The 20,791-nt window shown below is 73.3% G+C and carries 19 protein-coding genes and 1 riboswitch; of the genes, 6 read left to right on the forward strand and 13 right to left on the reverse strand.

The features are described 5' to 3' along the window. Positions 1-94: 94 nt before the first annotated feature. Positions 95-2,698 carry a CHAT domain-containing tetratricopeptide repeat protein gene (locus tag AB0472_RS14360; RefSeq protein ID WP_366356435.1) on the forward strand — a complete coding sequence of 868 codons (2,604 nt, stop codon included), beginning with the start codon at positions 95-97 and terminating at the stop codon, positions 2,696-2,698. A 115-nt stretch (positions 2,699-2,813) separates the two neighbouring features. Here the strand turns inward: AB0472_RS14360 and AB0472_RS14365 are convergent, their stop codons facing one another. Next, the gene (locus AB0472_RS14365; RefSeq protein WP_366356436.1) at positions 2,814-3,899 is read right to left on the reverse strand and encodes a helix-turn-helix domain-containing protein; all 1,086 of its coding nucleotides are present in this window, start codon (positions 3,897-3,899) and stop codon (positions 2,814-2,816) included. A 99-nt stretch (positions 3,900-3,998) separates the two neighbouring features. On the opposite strand from AB0472_RS14365, the gene AB0472_RS14370 reads away from it, so the two are divergent. Beyond that, positions 3,999-5,219: an MFS transporter gene (locus AB0472_RS14370; RefSeq protein WP_366356438.1), complete on the forward strand. Its 1,221-nt coding sequence runs from the start codon at positions 3,999-4,001 to the stop codon at positions 5,217-5,219. Here AB0472_RS14370 and AB0472_RS14375 read toward each other — a convergent pair. Next, positions 5,216-6,952, reverse strand: a complete 1,737-nt coding sequence (locus AB0472_RS14375; protein ID WP_366356440.1) for a LuxR C-terminal-related transcriptional regulator — start codon at positions 6,950-6,952, stop codon at positions 5,216-5,218. The genes AB0472_RS14370 and AB0472_RS14375 overlap by 4 nt on opposite strands. A gap of 94 nt (positions 6,953-7,046) precedes the next feature. Between AB0472_RS14375 and AB0472_RS14380 the strand changes: the two genes are divergently transcribed. Further along, complete coding sequence (locus tag AB0472_RS14380) at positions 7,047-8,126, forward strand: M12 family metallopeptidase (RefSeq protein ID WP_366356442.1); 1,080 nt, start codon at positions 7,047-7,049, stop codon at positions 8,124-8,126. A gap of 118 nt (positions 8,127-8,244) precedes the next feature. Here AB0472_RS14380 and AB0472_RS14385 read toward each other — a convergent pair whose 3' ends face one another. From AB0472_RS14385 to AB0472_RS14425, 9 genes are all read right to left on the reverse strand, one after another. Continuing rightward, complete coding sequence (locus tag AB0472_RS14385; RefSeq protein ID WP_366356444.1) at positions 8,245-9,327, reverse strand: LLM class flavin-dependent oxidoreductase; 1,083 nt, start codon at positions 9,325-9,327, stop codon at positions 8,245-8,247. Further along, entirely contained in the window at positions 9,324-10,697 is a 1,374-nt protein-coding gene (locus tag AB0472_RS14390; protein WP_366356445.1) for an NtaA/DmoA family FMN-dependent monooxygenase, read from the reverse strand. Before AB0472_RS14390 ends, AB0472_RS14385 begins: the two co-directional genes overlap by 4 nt. Positions 10,698-10,718: 21 nt before the next feature. Next, positions 10,719-11,930, reverse strand: coding sequence for an LLM class flavin-dependent oxidoreductase (locus AB0472_RS14395; protein ID WP_366356446.1), 1,212 nt, complete (start codon positions 11,928-11,930; stop codon positions 10,719-10,721). A gap of 64 nt (positions 11,931-11,994) precedes the next feature. Beyond that, a complete protein-coding gene (locus AB0472_RS14400; RefSeq protein ID WP_350785419.1) occupies positions 11,995-12,090 on the reverse strand; it encodes a putative leader peptide in 96 nt (31 codons plus the stop codon). 350 nt (positions 12,091-12,440) lie between these two features. Beyond that, positions 12,441-13,463 carry an ABC transporter substrate-binding protein gene (locus AB0472_RS14405; protein ID WP_366356448.1) on the reverse strand — a complete coding sequence of 341 codons (1,023 nt, stop codon included), beginning with the start codon at positions 13,461-13,463 and terminating at the stop codon, positions 12,441-12,443. A 70-nt stretch (positions 13,464-13,533) separates the two neighbouring features. Beyond that, positions 13,534-14,322: an amino acid ABC transporter ATP-binding protein gene (locus AB0472_RS14410; RefSeq protein WP_366356449.1), complete on the reverse strand. Its 789-nt coding sequence runs from the start codon at positions 14,320-14,322 to the stop codon at positions 13,534-13,536. Beyond that, complete coding sequence (locus AB0472_RS14415; protein WP_366356451.1) at positions 14,319-15,302, reverse strand: amino acid ABC transporter permease; 984 nt, start codon at positions 15,300-15,302, stop codon at positions 14,319-14,321. Before AB0472_RS14415 ends, AB0472_RS14410 begins: the two co-directional genes overlap by 4 nt. 387 nt (positions 15,303-15,689) lie before the next feature. Continuing rightward, a riboswitch (SAM riboswitch) is annotated at positions 15,690-15,813 on the reverse strand. Positions 15,814-15,890: 77 nt separating this feature from the next. Beyond that, a complete protein-coding gene (locus AB0472_RS14420) occupies positions 15,891-16,763 on the reverse strand; it encodes a glutathione S-transferase C-terminal domain-containing protein (RefSeq protein WP_366356453.1) in 873 nt (290 codons plus the stop codon). Positions 16,764-16,889: 126 nt separating this feature from the next. Next, positions 16,890-17,021, reverse strand: a complete 132-nt coding sequence (locus tag AB0472_RS14425; RefSeq protein ID WP_256216073.1) for a hypothetical protein — start codon at positions 17,019-17,021, stop codon at positions 16,890-16,892. A gap of 160 nt (positions 17,022-17,181) precedes the next feature. Here AB0472_RS14425 and AB0472_RS14430 point away from each other — a divergent pair, with 160 nt between their 5' ends. Beyond that, positions 17,182-17,433 carry a hypothetical protein gene (locus AB0472_RS14430; protein ID WP_366356454.1) on the forward strand — a complete coding sequence of 84 codons (252 nt, stop codon included), beginning with the start codon at positions 17,182-17,184 and terminating at the stop codon, positions 17,431-17,433. A gap of 156 nt (positions 17,434-17,589) precedes the next feature. Next, a complete protein-coding gene (locus AB0472_RS14435) occupies positions 17,590-18,402 on the forward strand; it encodes a hypothetical protein (protein WP_366356455.1) in 813 nt (270 codons plus the stop codon). Position 18,403: 1 nt separating this feature from the next. Here the strand turns inward: AB0472_RS14435 and AB0472_RS14440 are convergent, their stop codons facing one another. Then, positions 18,404-18,742, reverse strand: a complete 339-nt coding sequence (locus AB0472_RS14440) for a DUF2218 domain-containing protein (RefSeq protein WP_366356456.1) — start codon at positions 18,740-18,742, stop codon at positions 18,404-18,406. A 488-nt stretch (positions 18,743-19,230) separates the two neighbouring features. After that, on the reverse strand, positions 19,231-19,707 hold the full coding sequence (locus AB0472_RS14445; RefSeq protein ID WP_366356458.1) for a MarR family transcriptional regulator: 477 nt from the start codon (positions 19,705-19,707) through the stop codon (positions 19,231-19,233). Between the two features lie 67 nt (positions 19,708-19,774). Between AB0472_RS14445 and AB0472_RS14450 the strand changes: the two genes are divergently transcribed. Continuing rightward, a complete protein-coding gene (locus AB0472_RS14450; protein WP_366356460.1) occupies positions 19,775-20,698 on the forward strand; it encodes an alpha/beta hydrolase in 924 nt (307 codons plus the stop codon). Positions 20,699-20,791 lie beyond the last annotated feature (93 nt).

Consider the following 20,791-nt stretch of genomic DNA (forward strand, 5'->3'; position numbering starts at 1 on the left):
GAAACGGCGTTCTTCAGTCAGACTCGCGAGACCGCCGCTTGATACAGCGTCAAACCTGTGGGGCATGTATGCCCAGGCCACTACCATCCGAGGGGTGAGTGCGGGAAGCGATTCGGTTACGGAACTCCTGCCGATGGTGTTCGCCGCCCCGGGCGAGGCCCTGGCGCGGGCGGAGGGTGTCCTGCGGGCCGATCCGTCGCCGCTGGACGCGTCCGTCGCGCACCAGGTCATCGGCATCTGGCAGCGGGACTTCGGGGACCTGGCCGTGGCCCTCGACCATCTGCGCCGGGCCCGGGACTGGGCGGCGCGCGCGGACTCGGCGGATCGGGAGGCGGACGTCCTCGGCACCCTCGGGGTCGCCCTGGTGCACGCGGGGCGAACGCGGCAGGGGCTGACCGTGCTGGACCGCGGGGTGGACCGGGGCAACGGGCACACCCGGGCGCGGGTGCTGTACCGGCGGGCGTTCGCCGGGTGGGTGCTGGGCCGGCACCGGGAGGCTCTGGAGGACCTGCGGCGGGCGATTCCGGTGCTGCGGCAGGCCGACGACGTCATCTGGACCGCGCGGGCGCTGAGTCTGCGCGCGACGGTGCATCTGGCGCTCGGCGCGGTGGAGCGGGCGGACGCGGACTTCACGGCGGCGGAGGCGCTGTGGGAGACGACGGGCCAGGAGCACGACAAGGCGGTCGCCGTGGAGAGCCGCGGCCTGGCGGCGTTCCGCGCCGGTGACATCCCGGCGGCACTGCGGCTGCTGGCGGAGGCCAAGGAGCGCTACGACGAGCTGGGCACGCCGCCGTTCATGCTGTACATCGCGCGCTGCGAGGTGCTGATGGCGGCCGGTCTCGCCCCGGAGGCGCTGGCCGAGGCGGACGCGGCGATCGCGGCCCTGGACCGGATCGGCGGGCAGTCCACCCGCAAGGCCGAACTGCTGCTGACCGCCGCCCGGTCGGCGCTGTCCACCGGGGACGCGCAGACCGCGGTCGCCCGTGCCGCGGTCGCCGTACGGCTCTTCTCGGGGCAGCGGCGGAGCTGGTGGGAGACCCATGCGCGGCTGGTGCTGATCGAGGCGCGGGTGGCGGGCGGGGCCGCATCGGGGCGGCTGGTGCAGGACACGGCCGCGGTCGCCGAGCGGCTGGCGTCCTTCGGTGCGCCGGCCGCGCCGGAGGCCTCGCTACTCGCCGGGCGGATCGCGCTGGCGCTGGGCTGGACGGCGGACGCGGAGCGGCATCTGGCGGTGGCCGCGCGCAGCCGGCACGTCGGGCCGCCGCTGGCCCGGATGACCGGCTGGGCGGCACAGGCGCTCCGGGCGCGGGCGGCCGGTTCGCGCCGTGGCGTCCTGGAGGCGTGCCGGCGCGGCCTCGACGTGCTGGACGACCACCGGATGACCCTGGGCGCCTCGGAGTTGCGGGCCCGGGCCACCGCGCAGGGGGCCGAACTGGCGGCGCTGGCCCAGCAGGCGAGCCTCGCGCACGGCGGTCCGCGCCGGCTCCTGGAGTGGAGTGAGCGCTGGCGGGCCACGGTGCTGTCCACTCCGCCGACCCGGCCGCCCGCCGACCCTGCCCTGCTCGCCTCGCTGACCGCGTTCCGGGAGATCGCGTCCCGCGCGGAGGAGGCCCGCCGGGAGCGCCGTCCGGTGCCCGCCCTGGAGCGTGAACAGCGGCGTCTGGAACGGGAGATCCGCGCCCGCACCCACCACACCCGGGGCGATGCCCCCGGCGGCGGCGCCCGTTTCGACCCGGCCCGCCTGCTGGACCGGCTCGGCGACTCGCGGCTGGTCGAACTCGCCGTCCTGGACGGCCGGGTGCACGTCCTGCTGTGCGGTCAGGGCCGGGTGCGGCGCTTCGCGGGCGGTCTGCTGGCGGAGGCGGTCGCCGAGGCGGAGCACGTCCAGGCGGGGCTGCGGCGGCTCGCGCACCCGGGTGCGGAGGGGCGGCTGCCCGTGGTGGAGGCCGCCGGCCGGCGGCTGGAGGGGCTGCTGCTGGGCGCCGCGGCGGAGCAGCTCGGCTCCGGTCCGGTGGTGATCGTCCCGCCGGGCGCGCTGCACCGGGTCCCCTGGGCCCTGCTCCCCTCTCTCCGGGAGCGGGTGCTCAGCGTCTCGCCGTCGGCGTCGAGCTGGCTGCGGGCCCGGGAGACCGAGCCGCCGCCGGGCGGCCGCCATGTGCTGGTCCGCGGGCCGGGGCTGGCGACCGGCGGCGCGGAGGTGCCCGAGGTGGCGGGCCGGTACGCGGCGGCGCGGATCCTGGAGCACGCCGAGGCGCAGGTCCCGCGGGTCCTGGAGGAGCTGGACGGCGCCGCGCTCGCCCACATCGCCGCGCACGGCACGTTCCGCGCCGACAGTCCGCTGTTCTCCTCGCTGCGGATGGCGGACGGCCCGCTGATCGTGCACGACTTCGAGCGTCTTGCCCGCAGCCCCTACCGGATCATCCTCTCCAGCTGCGACACGGCCCGGCTGGCTTCGGTCGGCGCCGACGAACTCCTCGGCCTGGTCACGGCGTTGCTGCCGCTCGGCACGGCCGGAGTGGTGGCCAGCAGCGCCCCCGTGAACGACGCGGCCGTGGTTCCGCTGATGCTGGCCCTGCACAAGGGTCTGGGCGCCGGGCTGTCGCTGGCGGAGGCCCTGCGCGACGCCCGGGCCGCTCTGCCGGGCGACGCCCTCCACCAGGCGACGGGGTGGGCGTTCGCCGCGTTCGGGGCGGCCTGAGCCGGGGGCCGGGCGGCCTGGGCCAGGGCCAGGAACGGGGCAGCGTCGGCATCGGCGTCTGTGTCGGCATCGGCATCGGCTTCGGCTTCGGCGGGGGCATGGGCCGGCGAAGCCGTCAGCGCAGGACGGCCGCCAGCAGGTCGGCGCCGAGCGCCGCCAGATCGGGGAGATCCAGGGTGTAGCGGACGTAACGGCCCTGCCGCCGGGCGGTGAGCAGGCCCGCGCGGCGCAGGACGGCGAGGTGGCGGGAGACCTCCGGCGGCGTGAGTTCCCACGCCTGGGCCAGTTCACCGGTGGTGTGCGGGCCACGGGCCAGGGTGCGCAGCAGTCGCAGCCGCACCGGGTGCGCGAGTGCCTCCAGCCTCAGCGTGACCGTTTCCAACGACACCGGTTCCGACGGACTCGCCTCGGCCACCGGGTACTGCAGCACCGGCTGCCACCCGGGCGCGTGGACCGCGACCAGATGCGGCCGGCCGAAGACGCTGGGGAGGAAGGTGATCCCGGTGCCGTGGGCGGCGGTCGCGTTGTCCTGCAGCTTGTCGACGACGATGCAGTCGCCGTCCGGCGCGAGGGTGACGGCGCCGGAGACCGACGCGAGCGCCGCCCCGAGGCCCTGGCGCTTCAGCAGGTCGTTCTTCAGGCGCAGGTCGGTGGCGAGCTGCACGGCGACACCCGTCCAGGCCGCGTCGAAGAACGCCCCGGGCAACTGCTCGAGGGTGTCACGCACCCGGGCCCGCACGGCGGCCGGGTCCGCGAGCAGCCGTTCCGCGAAGGCCTCCTGGAGCGCACCGCGAGCCTGCGCCAGCTCCAGGGCCCGCTCGCGCGCCGTCGGGTCGGCGAGCGGCGACGGCCCGGTGAAGTGGACCCGGTTGCTGCCGCACGTGGTGATCAGCGCGGCGGTCACATAGGTCTCGTCGTCGATCCGGTCCACATCGTCGAGTTCCTCGGCGAGCGTCGCCCGGGGGCGGGCGGGGACCAGGAAGTCGGCCCGGGAGGAACGCCAGAGGAATTCCGCCTCCCGGAGGCGCTCGGCCAGTTCCGGCGGCAGCCCGGCCCAGACGTCCGCGGCCCAGCCGGCGAGCTGCGGGTGGTGTGCGGGTTCGGCCAGCACGTGCAGCATCGCGGTCAGCTCGGCCAGCGGGGAGGCGGCGAACCGCAGTCGCCCGGACGGCAGGCCCGCGATGTCGATCCTCAGCGTCATCCCCTCATCATCGCCGGTCGGAGAGCCGCCGCCGTCGTGGGTTGACGGTGTTCGTCAATCGACGTGGCCGTCCCGGCGGCCGTACGCACCGTTGACGCCATGGCAACCATCACCAGGATCCAGCCGCGCGCTCTCGTCCGTGCGTCGGGAGGCCCCCGCTATGCCGTCGCCCTGGCCGTGGACGCGCTCGGCACCGGCCTGCTGCGGCCCTTTCTGCTGCTCTACGGGGTGACGGTGCTCAGGCTGTCCGCGTCGGCGACCGGTATCGCCATGACGGCCGGCGTCGTCGTGGGGCTGGCGTGCATGCCCGCTGTCGGCCGATGGCTGGACCGGGGCGCGCGCAGCGCGGTCGTGGCGGCGTCGATGCTGGTACGGGTGGTGGGCGTGGTCCTGCTGCTGGCCGGCCCGGCGGGCCACGCCGGGCCGTTCGCGGTGGCGGCACTCTTCCTCGGCATCGGCAACCAGGCCTGGCCGGCCGCCCATGCGGCTCTCGTGGCGACGGTCGCCGACGGTCGCGAACGCGACGCCGCGCTCGCGGGCGGCCGCGCCCTGCGCAACGCCGGGCTGGGCGTGGGCGCCCTCCTCGCCACCGCCTGCCTGGCGGGCGGCACCACCGCGTTGCGGGCGCTGGCGGCCGGCACCGGACTCGCCTATCTCGTCGCGGCGGCCCTGGCACGGTCGGTGCGCCTGCGTGCGCGTCCGGCCACCGCCCCGGCCGGGGACGGCACCGGTGGGCCCGCACCCCGGATGCGGGCGCTGCTGGCCGGCAACGTGGTCTACGTCTTCTGCCTCAACGTCCCCGAAATCGCGCTCCCGCTGGTCCTGGTGACGCAGTTGCACGCGTCCCCGGTGTGGTCGGCGGCCGTCTTCGTGGCCAACACCGTGCTGGTGGTCGCCCTGCAGGTGCCCGTCACCGTCCTGACGTCCCGGCTCCCCCGGCGGGCCGTGCTGGCGCTCGCCGGCGTGGTGCTCGCCGCGTCCTACCTCGGGTTCCTCGCGGCGGCCTCCCTGGGACCCGGCTGGAGTGCCCCGGCCGTCGCGGCGGTGTCCGTGGTCTGCACCCTCGGCGAGATCATCTACGCCGGCAGTGCCACGGCGCTCGTCACCGCCCTCGCCCCGGCCCCCGTCCTGGGACGCGCCCTCGCCCGCTTCCAGCTCTCCACGGGCTTCGGCCTCGCCGTCTCCCCGGCGGTCATCACCGCGCTCGGCTCCCGCGGCCCGGCCGCCCTCTGGGGCACCCTCACCGCCGCGACGCTGCTGTCCGCGACCGCCGTCGCCACCGAGAAGGACCGCGGCACGCGGCTGGGCGCTTCCCGCTAGGCCGACCACCGGTCCGGCTGTGCCACCAGCCACGGCAGCGCGGTACGGTCGCCGGCGCCGAGGCGGGTGTAGGCGCTGTAGAGGTGGTTGCCCACGGTCCGTACGGACAGGGTCAGTTGTTCGGCGATCTGCCGGTTGCTGAGGCCCGCGGCGGCGAGGGTGACGATCTGGCGCTGACGGGCGGTGAGTTCGCCGAGCACCAGGCCGGACAGGGCCGGGGTGCGGGCGCCCTGGCAGCGGCGGGCGAGGGCGAGCGCGCGGGTACGGGACATCCGGGCGGCACGCGGATCGCGGTGGGCGCGGACCGCCTGGGCGTGGGCCTCGGCCGCGAACAGCAGCAGACCGCGGTCCGTCAGCTCCTCGGCGACCCGGTCCAGGGCGGGTCCGGCACCGCGGGCGACCGCCGCCGCGTGCCGGCCGAGCACGCCGTCCAGCCGCGCCGCGCCCGCCGCCGCCCCTTCGGGGTCCCCGAGCCGTACGGCGCCGTAGTGCGCGAGACCCCCGTCCCCGCGCACTACGGCGGCTCCCCCCCGTTCGGCCGCGGCACGGGCGAGTTCGGTACGGCAGGCGGCGTCGCCCGGCGCCGCCCGCAGTCCCTCCCTCGCCCACGCCGCCGCCTCTCGCAGCTCCCCCCGAAGCCACGAGTACCGGGCACGCACGGCCGCGTACCCGGGCGGTACGGGCAGGTCTCCCCCCGCCAGCCACTCCCCCACCGGGGCCGGCACCTCCCGTACGTCCAACTGTTCGATGCGCTCCTCCAGTTGCTCCTGTTCGTCCTTCAGGGCCGGCTCGCACTGCTCCGGGGTGCGGGCCGACCGGCGGGCCCGCAGCCGGCCTGCCGAGGCACGCAGCGCCGGGCCGTGCAGGGGGTGGGCGAGGCGGACGGCGCCCCGGTCGTCGACGTGGACGAGGCCGTCGTTCTCCAGCCGTTCGAGAGCCGCCAGGTCGGGGGCGTCGTCGAGGTGGAGCGGCAACGGCTCGGCGAAGGCGAGGCGTTCGAGGGTGTCGCGGTCGCCGGGCCCCCGCCCGTCCAGCAGGGCGGCGATCCGGTCCCGCACGGCCGCGGTGCGGGGCAGCGGACCGCGCCAGGCCCACTCGCCGGTGTCCGGGACGCGGGTCAGCGGGCCGGACTCGCGCAGCGCGCCGAGCAGGTCGCGCAGCAGCCGCAGGTCGCCCCGGCACACCCGGTGCAGGCGGCGCACGGTGAGCGGTTCCAGGCCGCCGCCGGCGAGCAGCGCGGCCGTCTCGTCGTACGGCAGGGGTTCCAGGGCGAGGTGGGTGAGGAGTTCCCCGGTCCACAGCCGGGAGACCGCGCCGGGAACGGCCGGTGTGCCGACGGCGGCCACCACGAGTCGGGTGCGGCCGTGTGCGGCGAGCTGGTGGACGAGGGCGGCCGAGGCCTCGTCGAGGAGGTGGGCGTCGTCGACGACCAGGAGCCGTACCCCGGACAGGTGCTGGACCGCGCCGGGCAGCGAGAGGCGGTCGGAGAGCAGGTGCGCGAACGCGGCGAACGGGAGTGCGCCGGTCTCGGGGGTGCCGGTCACCCGGACGCAGTCGGTGCCGCGGACGGCCTCGGTGATCAGCCGGGTCTTGCCGATGCCGGCCGGGCCGGTCACCACGACACCCTGGCGGCCGGCCACCGACGCCCGCCTGACCAGCTCCAGTTCGTCCTCCCGGCCGGTGAACGGCCAGGGCAGTTCGAGGGTTCGCGCATCCCGTCCGTAAGTCGTCACGTGAGTATGAGCCGCGTTACTCAGCTCTGATACAGGGGGACTTGAGTAGCTTCCGACTCAGGCGTGCGGCGGGGTCGAACGGCAGTCTGGGCGCATGACCCGACGCTACTGCTCGCTTCCGCAGCAGTCGGCTCCGGCGTTCGCGCCGGGACTGGCCGCCGAGCGGCTCGGCGCGCTCGTCGGCGGGCGGCGGATGTGGGTCAACGGCACGGTCCTGCACTACTTCTTCTTCGACGCCGACACGGACGCCTCGGTGATCCCGGTCCCGGGGACCGGGGAGACCCGCCGGGTGCCGTGGGCGGGGGCGAAGGAGCAGCGGGACGTGGTGCGCGCGTCCTTCCGGGAGTGGCAGGACCTCGGCATCGGGGTGACGTTCGCCGAGGTCCTCGACCGGTGCGAGGCGGAGCTGCGCATCGGCTTCCAGCCGGGGGACGGGTCCTGGTCGGCGGTGGGCCGGGACGCGCTCTCGGTGGGGGCGGGCGAGCGCACCATGAACCTGGGCTGGGACCTGACCGAGCCCGGCGGGCGCTGGACGGCGCTGCACGAGATCGGGCACGTGCTCGGGATGCGGCACGAGCACCAGAGCCCGTTCGCGGGCGTCCACTGGGACGACGAGGCGGTCTACGCCGACCTGGCAGGACCGCCGAACCACTGGAGCCGGGACCGGACCGACTGCAACATCCTGCGCGCGCTGGATCCGGCGGAGGCCAACGGCTCGGTGTGGGATCCGCAGTCCGTGATGCAGTTCCCGTTCGGTCCGGGGCTGGTCCTGGAGCCGGAGCAGTACCACAACGGCCTGTACCCGCCGGGGTCGCTGTCCCCGGCGGACAAGGAGTTCGTGCTCCGCTGGTACCCGCCGGCCGAACCGCCGGCCGAGCTGGTGCCGTTCCGCTCGGCGCCGCTCAGCCTGGCGCCCGGTGGGCAGGCCGACTTCGCCGTGGAGCCGCCGGAGACCCGCGTCTACAGCGTGGGCACCTTCGGGGAGAGCGACTCCGTCGTCGTGGTCTTCGAGGAGCGCGACGGGGAACCGCGCTACCTCGCCGGCCACGACGACGGAGGCACCCCGCACAACACCAGGATCAGGGTCAGGCTCGTCAAGGGCCGCCGCTATGCCGTCCGCGTCCGTCTCCATTCCACGTGGGGGTCGGGGGAGACAGCGGTCATGTGCTGGTGAGAGCACGGACCGCGACGCGGAGGTCGGACGACTGTCCGGCGCCGGGGGGGGAAGCGGCCGCGAGACGTCACCTTCGGGGGAGGGAGACGTCTCGCGGCCACACCCGTGTGCCGGGACGTCAGACAGGGGCGGGCTCCTCGGCGGCCGGGTCGACGGGCGCCCAGGGGAAGGGCGGGTCGGGGATGTCCTTGCGCAGGACCGGAGCCACCGCCGACTGGAACAGCTCCAGCGAGTTGCGGTGCTGAGTGTCCGTCAGCCCCCCGGCGTCGGCGTGCAGGTGCAGGACGGTGTGCCCGAACTGTTCGTGGTAGCGGTGCACCTTCTCGACGACCTGCTGCGGACTGCCGATCAGCGCCGAGCTGCGCGCCACGAAGTCCTCCAGGGTCTCGAAGACGACCGGCAGCCCGGCCCGCCGGAAGAAGGCCAGGTTCGCCTCGAACACCGGGCGGTAGGCGGCCAGTGCCTGCTGGCTGGTGGGCGCCACCAGGAGGCCCGCGGTACCCGCGCCGACGGCGATGTCCGCCGGGTCGTGGCCGTAGTGCTCCCACCGTTCCCGGTAGTGGCGGATCAGTTCGGCGTACGGCTCGACGGGGTGGGTGACGTTGGCGGAGAACAGCGGATCGCCGTGACGGGCGGCGAGGTCGACGGACTCCCTGCTGGTTGCGCTGCCGTGCCAGACCCGGACCGGCCGCTGGTAGGGGCGCGGCCAGACCTCGGCGTCGGTCAGCTCCGGCCGGAACCGGGTCTTCGCCGTCACCCTGTCCTGACGCCACAGCTGCCGGAACACCTCGTAGCTCTCGGCGTTGCGGTCCCACTGGTCCTCGGGCGTGACGTGGAACAGCTCGCGCTGGGCGGAGCCGTTGCCCTTGCCGATGATCAGGTCGAGGCGGCCCTCGGCGAGGTGGTCGAGGGTCGCGTAGTCCTCGTACGCCCGGACGGGGTCCAGCAGGCTCAGCGTGGTCACCGCGGTGAACAGCCGGATGCGCCGGGTGAGCGCGGCGACGTGGCTGAGCACGACCGTCGGAGAGGAGGAGATGAACGGTCGCTCGTGCCGCTCCCCCACCCCGAAGCCGTCGAAGCCCAGTTCCTCGGCGAGCACGGCGTTGTCGAGGACCTCGCGGAACCGGTCGTGGGTGGACTTGCGTCTCCCCGTGACCGGATCCGGGCGGTGCACGATCAGGGTGATCGCCAGGAACCTCACGACGCCACCCGCTCGCTCCGCTTCTCGTCGGGGTGGGCGAGGCCGAGGTGGTCGCGCAGGGTGGTGCCCTCGTACTCGGTGCGGAAGACGCCCTGCTCCTGGAGGAGCGGTACGACCGTGTCGGCGAAGGCGTCGAGGCCGCCGGGGGTGATGTGCGGGACCAGGATGAAGCCGTCGGAGACGTCGGCCTGCACGAAGTCGTTGATGGTGCGGGCGACGGTGGCCGGGGAGCCGACGAAGGTCTGCCGGTTGCCGGTGTTGATCACGAGGTCGCGGATGGACCACTTGTTGGCCTCGGCCAGTTCGCGCCACTCGCGGGCGATGGCGAGCGGGTCACGGTACATCCTGACCTGGGCGCGGCCCCGGGAGATGTGCTCCTCGCCGACGAGCGGGTCGACGTCGGGCAGCGGGCCCTCCGGGTCGTACGACGACAGGTCCCGGTTCCAGACGAACTCCAGGTGCCTGAGGGCGGTCGCGCCGCTGACCTGCTGGCGGCGCACCTGGTGGGCGATCTCCTCGGCCTCCGCGTCGGTGTCGCCGAGGACGAAGCTGGCGGCGGGCAGGATCAGCAGGTCCTCGGGGCGGCGGCCGTACTTGGCGAGGCGGGACTTCACGTCGGTGTAGAAGGCCTGCCCGGCGTCGAGGGTGGCGTACCGGCTGAAGATCGCGTCGGCGGCGGACGCGGCGAACTCGCGGCCCTCGTCGGACTCGCCCGCCTGGAAGACCACCGGGCGGCCCTGCGGGGAGCGGGGCACGTTGAACTGGCCGTGGATGTCGAACTGCGGGCCCTTGTGCACGAAGGAGCCGGCCCTGGCGTCGCTCAGGAAGGTGCCGGTGGCCTGGTCGGCGAGGATCTCGTCGCCGTGCCAGGAGTCGAAGAGCTCGTTGGCCGTGGCGAGGAACTCCTTGGCGCGGGCGTAGCGCTCGTCCTGCGGCAGGAAGCCGCCGCGCCGGAAGTTCTCGCCGGTGAAGGCGTCCCAGGAGGTGACCACGTTCCAGGCGGCCCGGCCGCCGGAGAGGTGGTCGAGGCTGGCGAACTGGCGGGCCACCTCGTAGGGCTCGTTGAAGGTGGAGTTGATGGTGCCGGTCAGGCCGAGGTGGTCGGTGACGGCGGCCAGGGCGGCGAGGACGGTGAACGTGTCGGGGCGGCCGACCACGTCCAGGTCGTATATCTTCCCGCCCTGTTCGCGCAGCCGGAGTCCCTCGGCGAGGAACAGGAAGTCGAACCTGGCGCGTTCTGCGGTCTTCGCGAAATGCGTGAAGGAGCTGAACTCGATGTGGCTGCCCGCGGCCGGGTCGCTCCACACCGTGGTGTTGTTGACACCGGGGAAGTGGGCGGCCAGGTGGATCTGCTTCAGCGGCTTGCTCATGTCGGGTGCGGTCCTTCCGGCTCAGGCGGTGGCGGCGTAGCGGTTGGCGGGGCGGGCGAGCCCGAGCAGGCCGCGCAGGGTGTCCGCCTCGTAGGCGGTGCGGAAGCGGCCGCGGCGCTGGAGTTCGGGGACCAGGTCCGCGGTGATGCGCGGCAGGTCGTGGCCGAGGACGGCGGGGCGCAGCCGGAAGCCGGTGAGTCCCTCCGCGGCGAACTCCTCCAGGAGGTCGGCGAGTTCGGCTGCCGTACCGGTGAAGGTCCGGGCGTCGCTGATGTGTTCGCGACCGTCGAGGGCGTCCAGGCGCTCCTTGCGGGCGACGGCCGCGGCCCGGTCGTCGTCGAGGAGGACCACGAGGTCGCCGAAGACGTGCACGGTGTCGCCGGCCCGTCCGGCGGTCTCCTGTTCGGCGCGGATCTCGGCGACGATCGCGCGGGCGTCGGCGCCGTCCTGCGGGGTGACGTAGCCGACGTCGGCCTGCCGGGCGATCAGCCGGTAGGGCACGGTCTGGTGGCCGAGGGCGGTGACGAGCGGCTGGCCCTGCGGCGGGCGCGGGGTGATGGAGGGGCCCTTGACGCTGAAGTGCCGGCCCTCGAAGTCGATGTAGTGCAGCTTGTCGCGGTCGATGAACCGGCCGGTGGCGGCGTCCCGGATCTCGGCGTCGTCCTCCCAGCTGTCCCAGAGCCTGCGTACGGCCTCGACGTGGTCGGCGGCCTCGTCGAAGTGCTCGGTGAGCCGCTGCTGTCCGGCCGGGGACCGCAGTTCCGCGAGGTCGACCGGCGGGAAGGTGCGGCGGCCGAAGTGGTCCGCCTCGTCGGGGCGGGCGGAGATCTGTACCCGCAGCCCGGCGCGGCCGGTGCTGACGTAGTCCAGGGTGGCGATGGCCTTGGAGATGTGGAACGGCTCGGTGTGGGTGGCGATCACCGTCGGGACCAGGCCGATGTGGTGGGACAGCGGCGCGATCCGGGACGCGATCAGGACGGCGTCCAGGCGGCCGCGGACCTGGTCGGTACGGCCGTCGGGTTCGCCGTGGTGCGAGGACTGCAGGCCGAGGCCGTCCTCGATGGTGACGAAGTCGACGAGACCGCGCTCGGCCTCGGCGACCAGGTCGGCCCAGTAGCCGGCGGTGAACAGCTCGCGGGGGCGGGCGACCGGCTCGCGCCAGGACGCCGGATGCCAGCCGGTGCCGTCCAGGGCGACGGCGAGGTGCAGGTGGGAGGCGGGAGATGAGGACACAGTGGTGCCTTCCTGAGGGTCCGTACGAGGGCGCGCCGCAGAGGGGCGCGGCGGGGACGACTGGTCAGGAACAACAGAGCGCGCCGGCCACGCGCTGGAGGTCGATGTGCGGCCGGGAGTGCAGGACGGTACGGCGGCTGGGGCTGAGGACACGTGTCACGTCCCGCACCTCCCGGCCTGCTCCGCGTACATCTCGTCTCGACTCACAACAGACCGGCGTCCGTGGTTGTTCCCGGGCTGCGCACCAGCGTGTGCAGGTCGGCGCGGGCGGCGCCGGGCCGGCGCGGTCGGCCGAGGCCGCGTAGGCGTGGACGTCGTCGGGATGCCGGGCCGCCCGGCCCACCCGCTGGGCGAGGTGGCGTGCGGGCCGGTGCGGGCGGCCGCCCGGACGGCGTCGTCGAGCGGGGGCGTGCCGGGTGCGGGGGAGGCCACGCCTCCGTGGAGGTCGGTCCGGTGGGTCACGGAGGCGCGGTCCCTTCTCACCGTGCGGTGTCGTGTCCTGACGGGCGATCAGGAGTTGTCGAGGGGCAGTCCGGGCGGGTTGACCTCGGACTTCGCGACGGCTTCGTCGGAGAGGTTGTAGGCCTTGAGCCATTCGGCGTACTGACCGTTCCTGATCAGGTAGTTGATGGCGTCGGCGAGCGGCTTGGCGAGGCCGCTGTCCTTCTTGGCGGTGGCCGCGATCAGGCCCTGGAGGTCGGCGCCCGCGCCGGAGTAGGTGCCCGCGGTGCGGGTGGCGTTGGGCGTGTTCGCGGTCTGCTTGTTGTGGTACGCGATGCCGGGGTTGGGGCCGAGGTAGGCGTCGATCTTGCCGCTGGACAGGGCCAGGTAGACGCTGTTGCTGTCCTGGAAGTACTTGACGGTGAGCTTCTTGCCCTCGCTCTCCAGCTTCTTCTTCCACTCCAGGAGGATCTTCTCCTGGTTGGTGCCGGCGCTCACGGAGACGGTCCTGCCGGCGAGGTTCTCGTAGTTGCCGTCGAAGTTCCAGGTGCTCTTCTTCGGCACGGTGAAGGCGAGGTTGTCCTGCCGGTAGGAGGCGAACTCGTACTTCTTCTTGCGTTCCTCGGTGTCGGTGACGTTGGAGAAGGCCACGTCGACCTTGCCGCTGTCGATGCCGACGAACATGTTCTCCCAGGTGGCGTTCTGGATCTCGGGCCTGAGGCCGAGGACCGCGGCGACCAGGCGGCCGAGGTCGGGCTCGGAGCCGGTGAGGGTCTTCTGGTCGCTGCCCACGAAGGCCAGCGGCGGGAACCCGGCGGGCAGGGCGCCCTCGCCGATGACGAGCCTGCCGCTCTTCCTGACGGAGGCGGGCAGTTCGGCGCTGATGGACTTGACCTCGGAGACCTTGATCGTGGTCTGGGTGGCGGCGCCGTTGGAGACCTGGCCGATGACGACCTCGCCGGTCTTCGCGGCGGAGGTGGTGGCCGCGTCGCTGTCGCCCCCGCAGGCGGCGAGCCCGGTGGCGAGGGAGGCGACGGCGGTCGCCGCGGTGATGCCTCTGATCAGGCTGCGTCGGGTGAGGAGCGTGGGCATGGCTGTCCTTCGTGTTGCGGTGAAAGGTGCGGTGAGAAGTGCGCTGTACGGCGCGGTGAACGGCGTGTGTTCAGAGGACCTTGCCGAGGAAGTCCCTGGTCCGTTCGTGCCTGGGGTTGTCGAGGACCTCGGAGGGCGGACCCTGCTCGACGATCCGGCCACCGTCGATGAAGACGACCCGGTCGGCGATCTCGCGGGCGAAGCCGATCTCGTGGGTGACGATGACCAGGGTGGTGCCGCTGGTCGCCAGGTCCTTGATGACGGCGAGGACCTCGCCGACGAGTTCGGGGTCCAGGGCGGAGGTGGGCTCGTCGAAGAGGATCACGCCGGGGCGCAGGGCGAGCGCGCGGGCGATGGCGACGCGTTGCTGCTGGCCGCCGGAGAGCTGCCGGGGGTAGGCGCCGACGCGCTCGCCGAGGCCGACCCTTTCCAGGAGTTGCTTGGCCAGGGCCTGGGCCGCGGGCTTGGTGAGCTTTCCGGTGGCGGCCGGGGCGGCGGCCACGTTGTCCAGCACGGTCAGGTGCGGGAAGAGGTTGAAGTTCTGGAAGACGAAGCCGATCCGGCCGCGCTGGGCCAGGATGGCGCGCTCGCTCAGCTCCTTCAGCCGGCCGCCCTGCCGCTTCACGCCGATCGGCTCGCCGTTGATGCTGACGTGGCCGCGCTCGGGCTTCTCCAGGTGGTTGACGACCCTGAGGAGGGTGGACTTGCCGGAGCCGGACGGGCCGAGGACGACGGTGACCTCGCCGGGACGGATGGTCAGGTCGATGCCGTCGAGGACGCGGTGGGCGCCGTACCACTTGTGGACGCCGTGGATCTCCAGGGCGGCGGGGGCCGTCTCCAGGGTGTCGGTGGTGGTCATACCGCGGCCTCCCGGCGGATGCGGGCGCGCAGTTCGGTGAGGCCGGCGCGGAGTCTCTGCAGGGGGGTCGGGGGCAGCGCGCGGGTGGCGCCGCGGGCGTAGTGGCGCTCCACGTAGAACTGGACCACGGAGACGACGCTGGTCAGGATCAGGTACCAGACGGTCACCACGAGGAGCAGCGGCACGATGTCGCCGGGGTAGGTGGAGCCCATGCTCTGCGCCGAGCCGAACAGGTCGAGCAGCGAGACGTAGAAGACGAGCGAGGTGCTCTTGATCAGGCCGATCAGCTGGTTGACGTAGTTCGGGGTGATGGACCGCAGGGCCTGCGGGAACACGATCTTCCGGAACTGGTAGCCCCTGGGCAGGCCGAGCGCGGCGGCCGCCTCGTGCTGGCCCTGATCCACGGAGAGGATGCCGCCGCGGACCACCTCGGCCGCGTAGGCGGCCTCGTTGAGGCTGAGGCCGATGACGGCGACGACCATGTCGGTGGCGAGCTTCGACTCGTCGAAGGAGAAGAAGGCCGGCCCGAAGGGGACGCCGATGCTCAACGTCTTGTACAGGGCGCTGAAGTTGTACAGGAAGAGCAGGACCACGATGAGCGGTACGGAGCGCAGCGCCCACACGTAGGTCCAGCTGACCGCGCGCAGCACCGGGCTCCTCGAGAGCCGGGCCAGGGCGAGCACGATGCCGCCGAGCAGGCCCAGCACCGCGCTGTAGGCGGTCACTTCGAGGGTGATGACCAGTCCGTCGAGGATGGTCGGCCGCAGGAACCAGTAGCCCCAGCGGTCCCACTGGTAGAAGGGGTTGGTCACCAGTCCGTGCACGAACTGGGCGGCCAGGACCAGGACGACGGCGGTGGCGATCCACCGTCCCGGCCTGCGCAGCGGCTGAACGCGCTGTGCGGAGAGGGATTGTGACGGTTCGTCGGCGGCGGGCGGCGCCTCGGGGGCGGCGATCGTGGCGCCTGGGGGTTCACTCATGGCGGGCTCCGGCGGAGTCGGACACCCACGTGTCCCACGGCGGGGGCCGCGCACCGGGCCGCGTTCGGGCGCGGCACGGTGCGCGGGGGCGCGCGGGGCACGGGGCTGGGCGGACGGCGGCACACCGGACGGCCGGTGTTCCGACGGGAACGCTGGGGTGCGAGGCTGCGGGGAACCGGCGGAAAGGCCTGGTCAGACCCGACAGCGGGCACAGCCCGGTGCGGTACACGCGCTACACAGGGCGCTGTTGACACGGAGCAGGTCGACGGCGCGGTCGGCGACGAGCGGGCTCGGGTACGGGCGTACGCAGCCCTCGGCGCGGCGCTGGGCCGTCCTGGAGGCTGCGTACATGTCGTCACCCGTCACTGTCGTTCCGGCCCCGGAGGGCACTCGCGCTTACCGAATCGTCGCTTGCCGAAACGTCGTCGGTCCGGTCGTCACCTGGGGCACCCCACCGCGGTGCGAGGGTTGCCGGTCAGCAAGCCAGGGCTTGACGCTGACGCTCATGACCGTTCTGGTCCGCAAGTAACGCAGTTGCCCGAACGAATGTCAACGCCTGTCCGACTGGCGAAACGGTTCGGGCCGCTCTCACCTGCGCGAAACGCGGGGTGCGTCCGCCGCGTGGCCCGCCCAGTCCAGGATCTGGACGGCCGCGCCGGCGGCTTCCAGGCCCTGGCAACGGCCGTGGTGGCGGCGGGCGATGCCGTCCAGGTCGAGGTGGGCGCCGAAGGCCGGATGGGCGGCCAGCCGGCGCGCGTAGGCCCACAGCACCGGGTGGCCGGCGACGGCGTGCACCGCGGCGGCGTCCAGGTGGTTGCGGTGCACGGTGTCGAGTTGCACCAGGGCCACCCACAACTCGACGTCCGCGGCCGTGAGTTGACCGGCGACCAGGAACTCCACCCCGGCCAGCCGGCGCTCCAGCCCGTCCAGGGCCGTGAGCAGCACCGCCAGCGCCTCCGGGTCGCCGCCCTCGCGCCCGGCACGCTGGGCGGCCTGCTCGATGTCCTCGGTGCACAGCCGCTCGACGGCCTCGATCCGGGCCTCGGCGCCACAGGGGTAGAGCCGGGCGACGCCGTCACCGAAGTGCCGGTCGAGGTCGCGCAGGATGTCCCGGCTGTGGGTGCTGACGATGCGGCCGGACCAGCCGTCGCTGAACACCGGCGCGAGGGCCGGTCCCGAGTAGCGGTGGGCGCTGGCCTCGTACAGCGGGCGCAGTACCGCGTGGCTGCCGTCGGGACAGTCCGGGACGGCGGGCAGGAAGGTGACCGGACAACAGTCGTCCAGGGCCAGCAGGCTGTGCCCGACGGCGATTCGCAGGCCGTCGGGACAGGCCGTGGACAGGTGCAGCCGGTAGCGGCGCGGCACGGCGTAGTGGCCGCTGCGCGCGTCGCGGCCGATGCGGCCCCGGAAGCCGGGGGCGGTGCGGACGGACGGCAGGGCGGCGAGTGGAGTGATGGACATGCGTCTCCCCGGGGGCGGGCGGGCGCGCGGGCGTACGCGCGGCCGAGGCGTTCGTCGGTGGGTTCTCGGTGGGATTCGGTGAGCCCTGGCGGAGGGCGCTCGGCTCGTACGACCGGGATCGGGCGCTCAGTCTCTGCGGCCGGTGGCGCCGCACATCCGCAGCAGGTCGAGGTGGCGGCGGGAGGTGAGCAGGGGGGCCGTCCAGGGCGCGGGGCTCTCGCGGCGTTGTCTGCCGGTGAGCGTGCGCAGGCGACCCATCGTTCCCTACCTTTTCACTAGGATTCCCATCTGGAGTGTCGATCCGCCTCCGCCCGGCGTCAAGGGGGCGTCCACGCCTGGGACACCCGGTCCCGACTTGCCGCCGGCCGGGCGGGGCGGTGGGCTGGTGGCGGAGGCCGAGTGACAGGAGCCGGAGCCGATGACCGAGCCGCCGGGTCCCGGGCCCGTGCCGGGCGCCGTGCCCGAGACCTTCGCGTTCCGCTGCGGGCGGTGCGGCCACGGCTGGCAGGCCGTCTTCCAGGCGGTGTTCTTCACCGACCCGGTCGCCGATCCGGAGCTGCAGAGCACCCTGGAGTACGTCGACGAGGCCGGCCGGGCCGTGCCGTCGCCGCTCACGGACGCGGTGTGCCCGCGCTGCGGCAGCCGGCGGGTGCGGGTCACGGCGGCCTGATCACGGCGCTCACCCGAATGGCACGTGCGAGTGGTCGGCGCCCGCCGCCGGTGGTGGCGTGGAGGTCGTACCGACGCCGTCCGGCGTCGTCCGGCGGAAGGGGCGCCCCGGCGCCGTCCGCCCGGTGACGTACCGCGTTCCGAGGAGGCAGTCGCGATGACCCGTCCGTCCCGACCCGCGCGTGTGCTCGCCGCGGCCCTGACGGCGGGCACCCTGCTCGCCACGGCGGCGGCGTGTTCGGACGGCAGCGGCTCCCCCGAGGCCGCGGCCGTCTCGCCCGCCGCCGAGCGCTCCCCCGCTCCGTCGCGCACTCCCACCCTCACCGGCCCCGGCGCACAGGCCGCGCTGATCACGCCGGCCGACATCGAGGACGACTGGCAGCAGGCCAACGACGCCGCCACCTGGCGCAACCAGATGCTGGTCGGCAAGGTCGACGTCGCCCAGTTCCTCAATGCCAAGACCAGTGCCGCCGACTGCCAACGGCTGCTGGACAGCCTCTACTCCGACACCCTGCTGGGCCGCGCCGCCGGCGCCTCCGGGCTGCGCGGTTTCACCTCGGAGGACTCCCGGCTGCTGTACCAGGTCGGCGACTACGGCCAGGCCGCCATGGACGCCACCGTCAAGTGGCTGCGGAACCTTCCCACCGAGTGCAACCAGTTCACGGCCACCGCCTCGGACGGCGGCAAGCGGACCGTACAGGTGGTCGAGTACAAGGATCCGCCCAAGGCGGGTGACAACCTGGCGGCGCTGACGGTCACCGTCCAGGGCACCTCGAACGGGCAGCCCGCCACGACCACCCTCGACGTCGCGGTGCTGCGCGTCGGCGCCTCCGGGGCGGCGGTCACCAACGGCGGCCTCTCGGGCGTCGACCACGACAGCACCGCCCTGGCCGTGCAGAACGGCGCCAAGCGTCTCGAGGACGTGCTGTCCGGAAAGACCCCCGCACCGCTGCCGAGCCAGTTCGACTAGCTCAACGGGCCGCCTGATCCTCGGAGTTGCGCTGGGTGGTGCCCGGCTCCCCGTTGTCGCGGCGCCAGGCGACGACGAGTTCGTCACGGGTGCCGAAGCGGACCAGGTGCCGGCCGACCACGCCTTCCAGGACGCCGAGGTGCTCGGGGTCCGTGTCCACGGTGAGCAGCAGGGCGCCCTCGGTCGCGGTGAGGGTGCCGGTGCCGTTCTGGAAGACGATGCCGCCGGTCCCGGTCTCCTCGTCCCAGCTGGTCTGCGAGCGGCGGCCGAGGTGCGAGGCGAGCTGCTTGGCGTAGCGGGCGGGGCGGTCGGTGGGAACGCGGGCTTCGGAACGGGCCATCTGGGACTCCCGGTGGTGCGGGGCGGGCGTACGGCGACGGGGTCACGCTACGTCGGGGCAGGGGGTGCGGCGCCGTACCCTGGGCCGCACGCTATGCATGCCGGTCGTGTCACCCGGCGTTCCGGACGGATGCGCGCCGCGGGGCCTACCGGGCCGCCGGGCGCGAGCATCCCGGCGTCGGCGGAGAGGACCAACTCCGCTCCGAACCGGTCGAGGCCCGTCGGCGTCAGGAAGGTGCCGACGGCCGCGCCGACCCTGCTCAGGGCGGTGGCGAGGCCGACGCCCGTGACACTCCGCCGCCGCGGGCGCCCTTGCGGCCGCGGTCACCCGCAACGCACCCCGGCAGCCCACCGCGGAGCAGATCCTCGGGATCCTCGAATCGGCGTACCAGGGCGCGTATCGAGTCGTGATCAATCCGCGAGATTCACCCTCGCAACAACACGCCGATCACGGGGCCAACGGGCAGTCGCACCGGATGCGCATGCCGGTCAGCCTGTGGGCAGACCGATCTGGTCGCGTTCGAGTACAGAGCGCAGCTCCGAGAAGATCTGTGCGGCGGCCGGTCCTGAGGGACCGCCCAGGACGTCTGCGGTCAACTCGGCCAGCGTCTTGGTGAAGGTCGCCTCGGCCGCCTCGACGAGTTGCAGGCCTGCGGCGGTCAGGTCCAGCAGCGATGAGCGGCGATCCGACGGATTGGTTCGCCGTGTGACCCAGGCCTGCTTCTCCAGGCGGTCGATGCCCTTGCTGGTCGCGCCGATCCCGATGGCGAATTCGGTGGCCAGGTCCGCGACCCGGGACCCGGGGCGGTCGCGCAGGAAGCGCAGGAACTCGAACTGCGAGGTGACGATCCCGTGCCGCTCGCGAAGGCGGTCGTTCAGCGCGTTGTAGAGGCGTGTCTCACAGCGGACGAGATCAGTGAAGAAGACCTGGAGGTCGATCGGGGCACGGCTTGACTTAGATGCCATGGCATATATTCTAACCTAGATGCCTGGGCATATAATTCCTTGGCATGTACTTGCGATGGAGGCGACAATGAGCAGGCAGCAGCGCGCGGAAATCGACGCGATGGTCCGGCAACCTCGGCCGGAGGGACCTCGGTCGGTGGAGGAGCTCCGTGCCGGGTTCAGGGCGATGATGCGGGGAATGACCGTCCCGGCCGGGATCCGCACCCGGACTGCGACGCTCGGTGATCGGCCCGCGCTGCTCGTCGAGGCGACCGGCACTCCGAAGGCCGGGACGATCCTCTACTTTCACGGCGGCTCCTACGTGGTCGGTTCACCGGAGACGGCGATGTCACTGACGGGGAACCTGGTGACCAGAACAGGGTTCCGGGCGTTCTCCCTGGATTACCGGCTAGCCCCTGAGTATCCGTTCCCGGCCGCGATCGAGGACGGACTGAGCGCCTACCGCGCACTTCTCGACAGCGGCGAAGACCCCTCGGCGATCGCGTTCGCCGGGGACTCCGCCGGTGGCGGCCTCACCGTCACCACCTGCCTCGCCGCCCGCGACGCGGGCCTGCCCGTGCCCGCAGCAATCGTGGCGTTCTCCCCCGGACTCGACATGACCCGGACAGGCGAGAGCATGGACACCAAGGCGGGCATCGACCCGTTCTTCACTCGTGAGGGCCTGGAGAACACCGGGACCATGTACCTCGCGGGACAGGATCCGCATCAGCCCATGCTCAGCCCCGCCACCCTCGCCGACCTGACCGGCTTCCCTCCGTTGCTTCTGCAGGCGGGCACCAACGAAATACTCCTGGACGACTCCACGCGCATGGCCGCGCGCGCGAGGGAAGCCGGAGTGGACGTCATCCTGGACATCACCGCTGACGTTCCACATGTCTTCCAGGCGTTCGCCGGCGTCCTGGACGAAGCCGACGAGGCACTGGACCGCGCCGCTCTCTTTCTCGGTCAGCACCTCCGCACCAGGGGCACGGCACGCACGCCGGCAGGCTGAAGCCCGCAGGCGGTCTCATACGGACCACGGTCCGGACCCCAGGCCCCGGCTCGCCGTTCCCCTTCCTGGCGGCCGGCACCCCACCTCGCTCCG

The organism is Streptomyces sp. NPDC086777, assembly GCF_040702065.1.
In the GTDB taxonomy this organism is placed as follows: domain Bacteria; phylum Actinomycetota; class Actinomycetes; order Streptomycetales; family Streptomycetaceae; genus Streptomyces.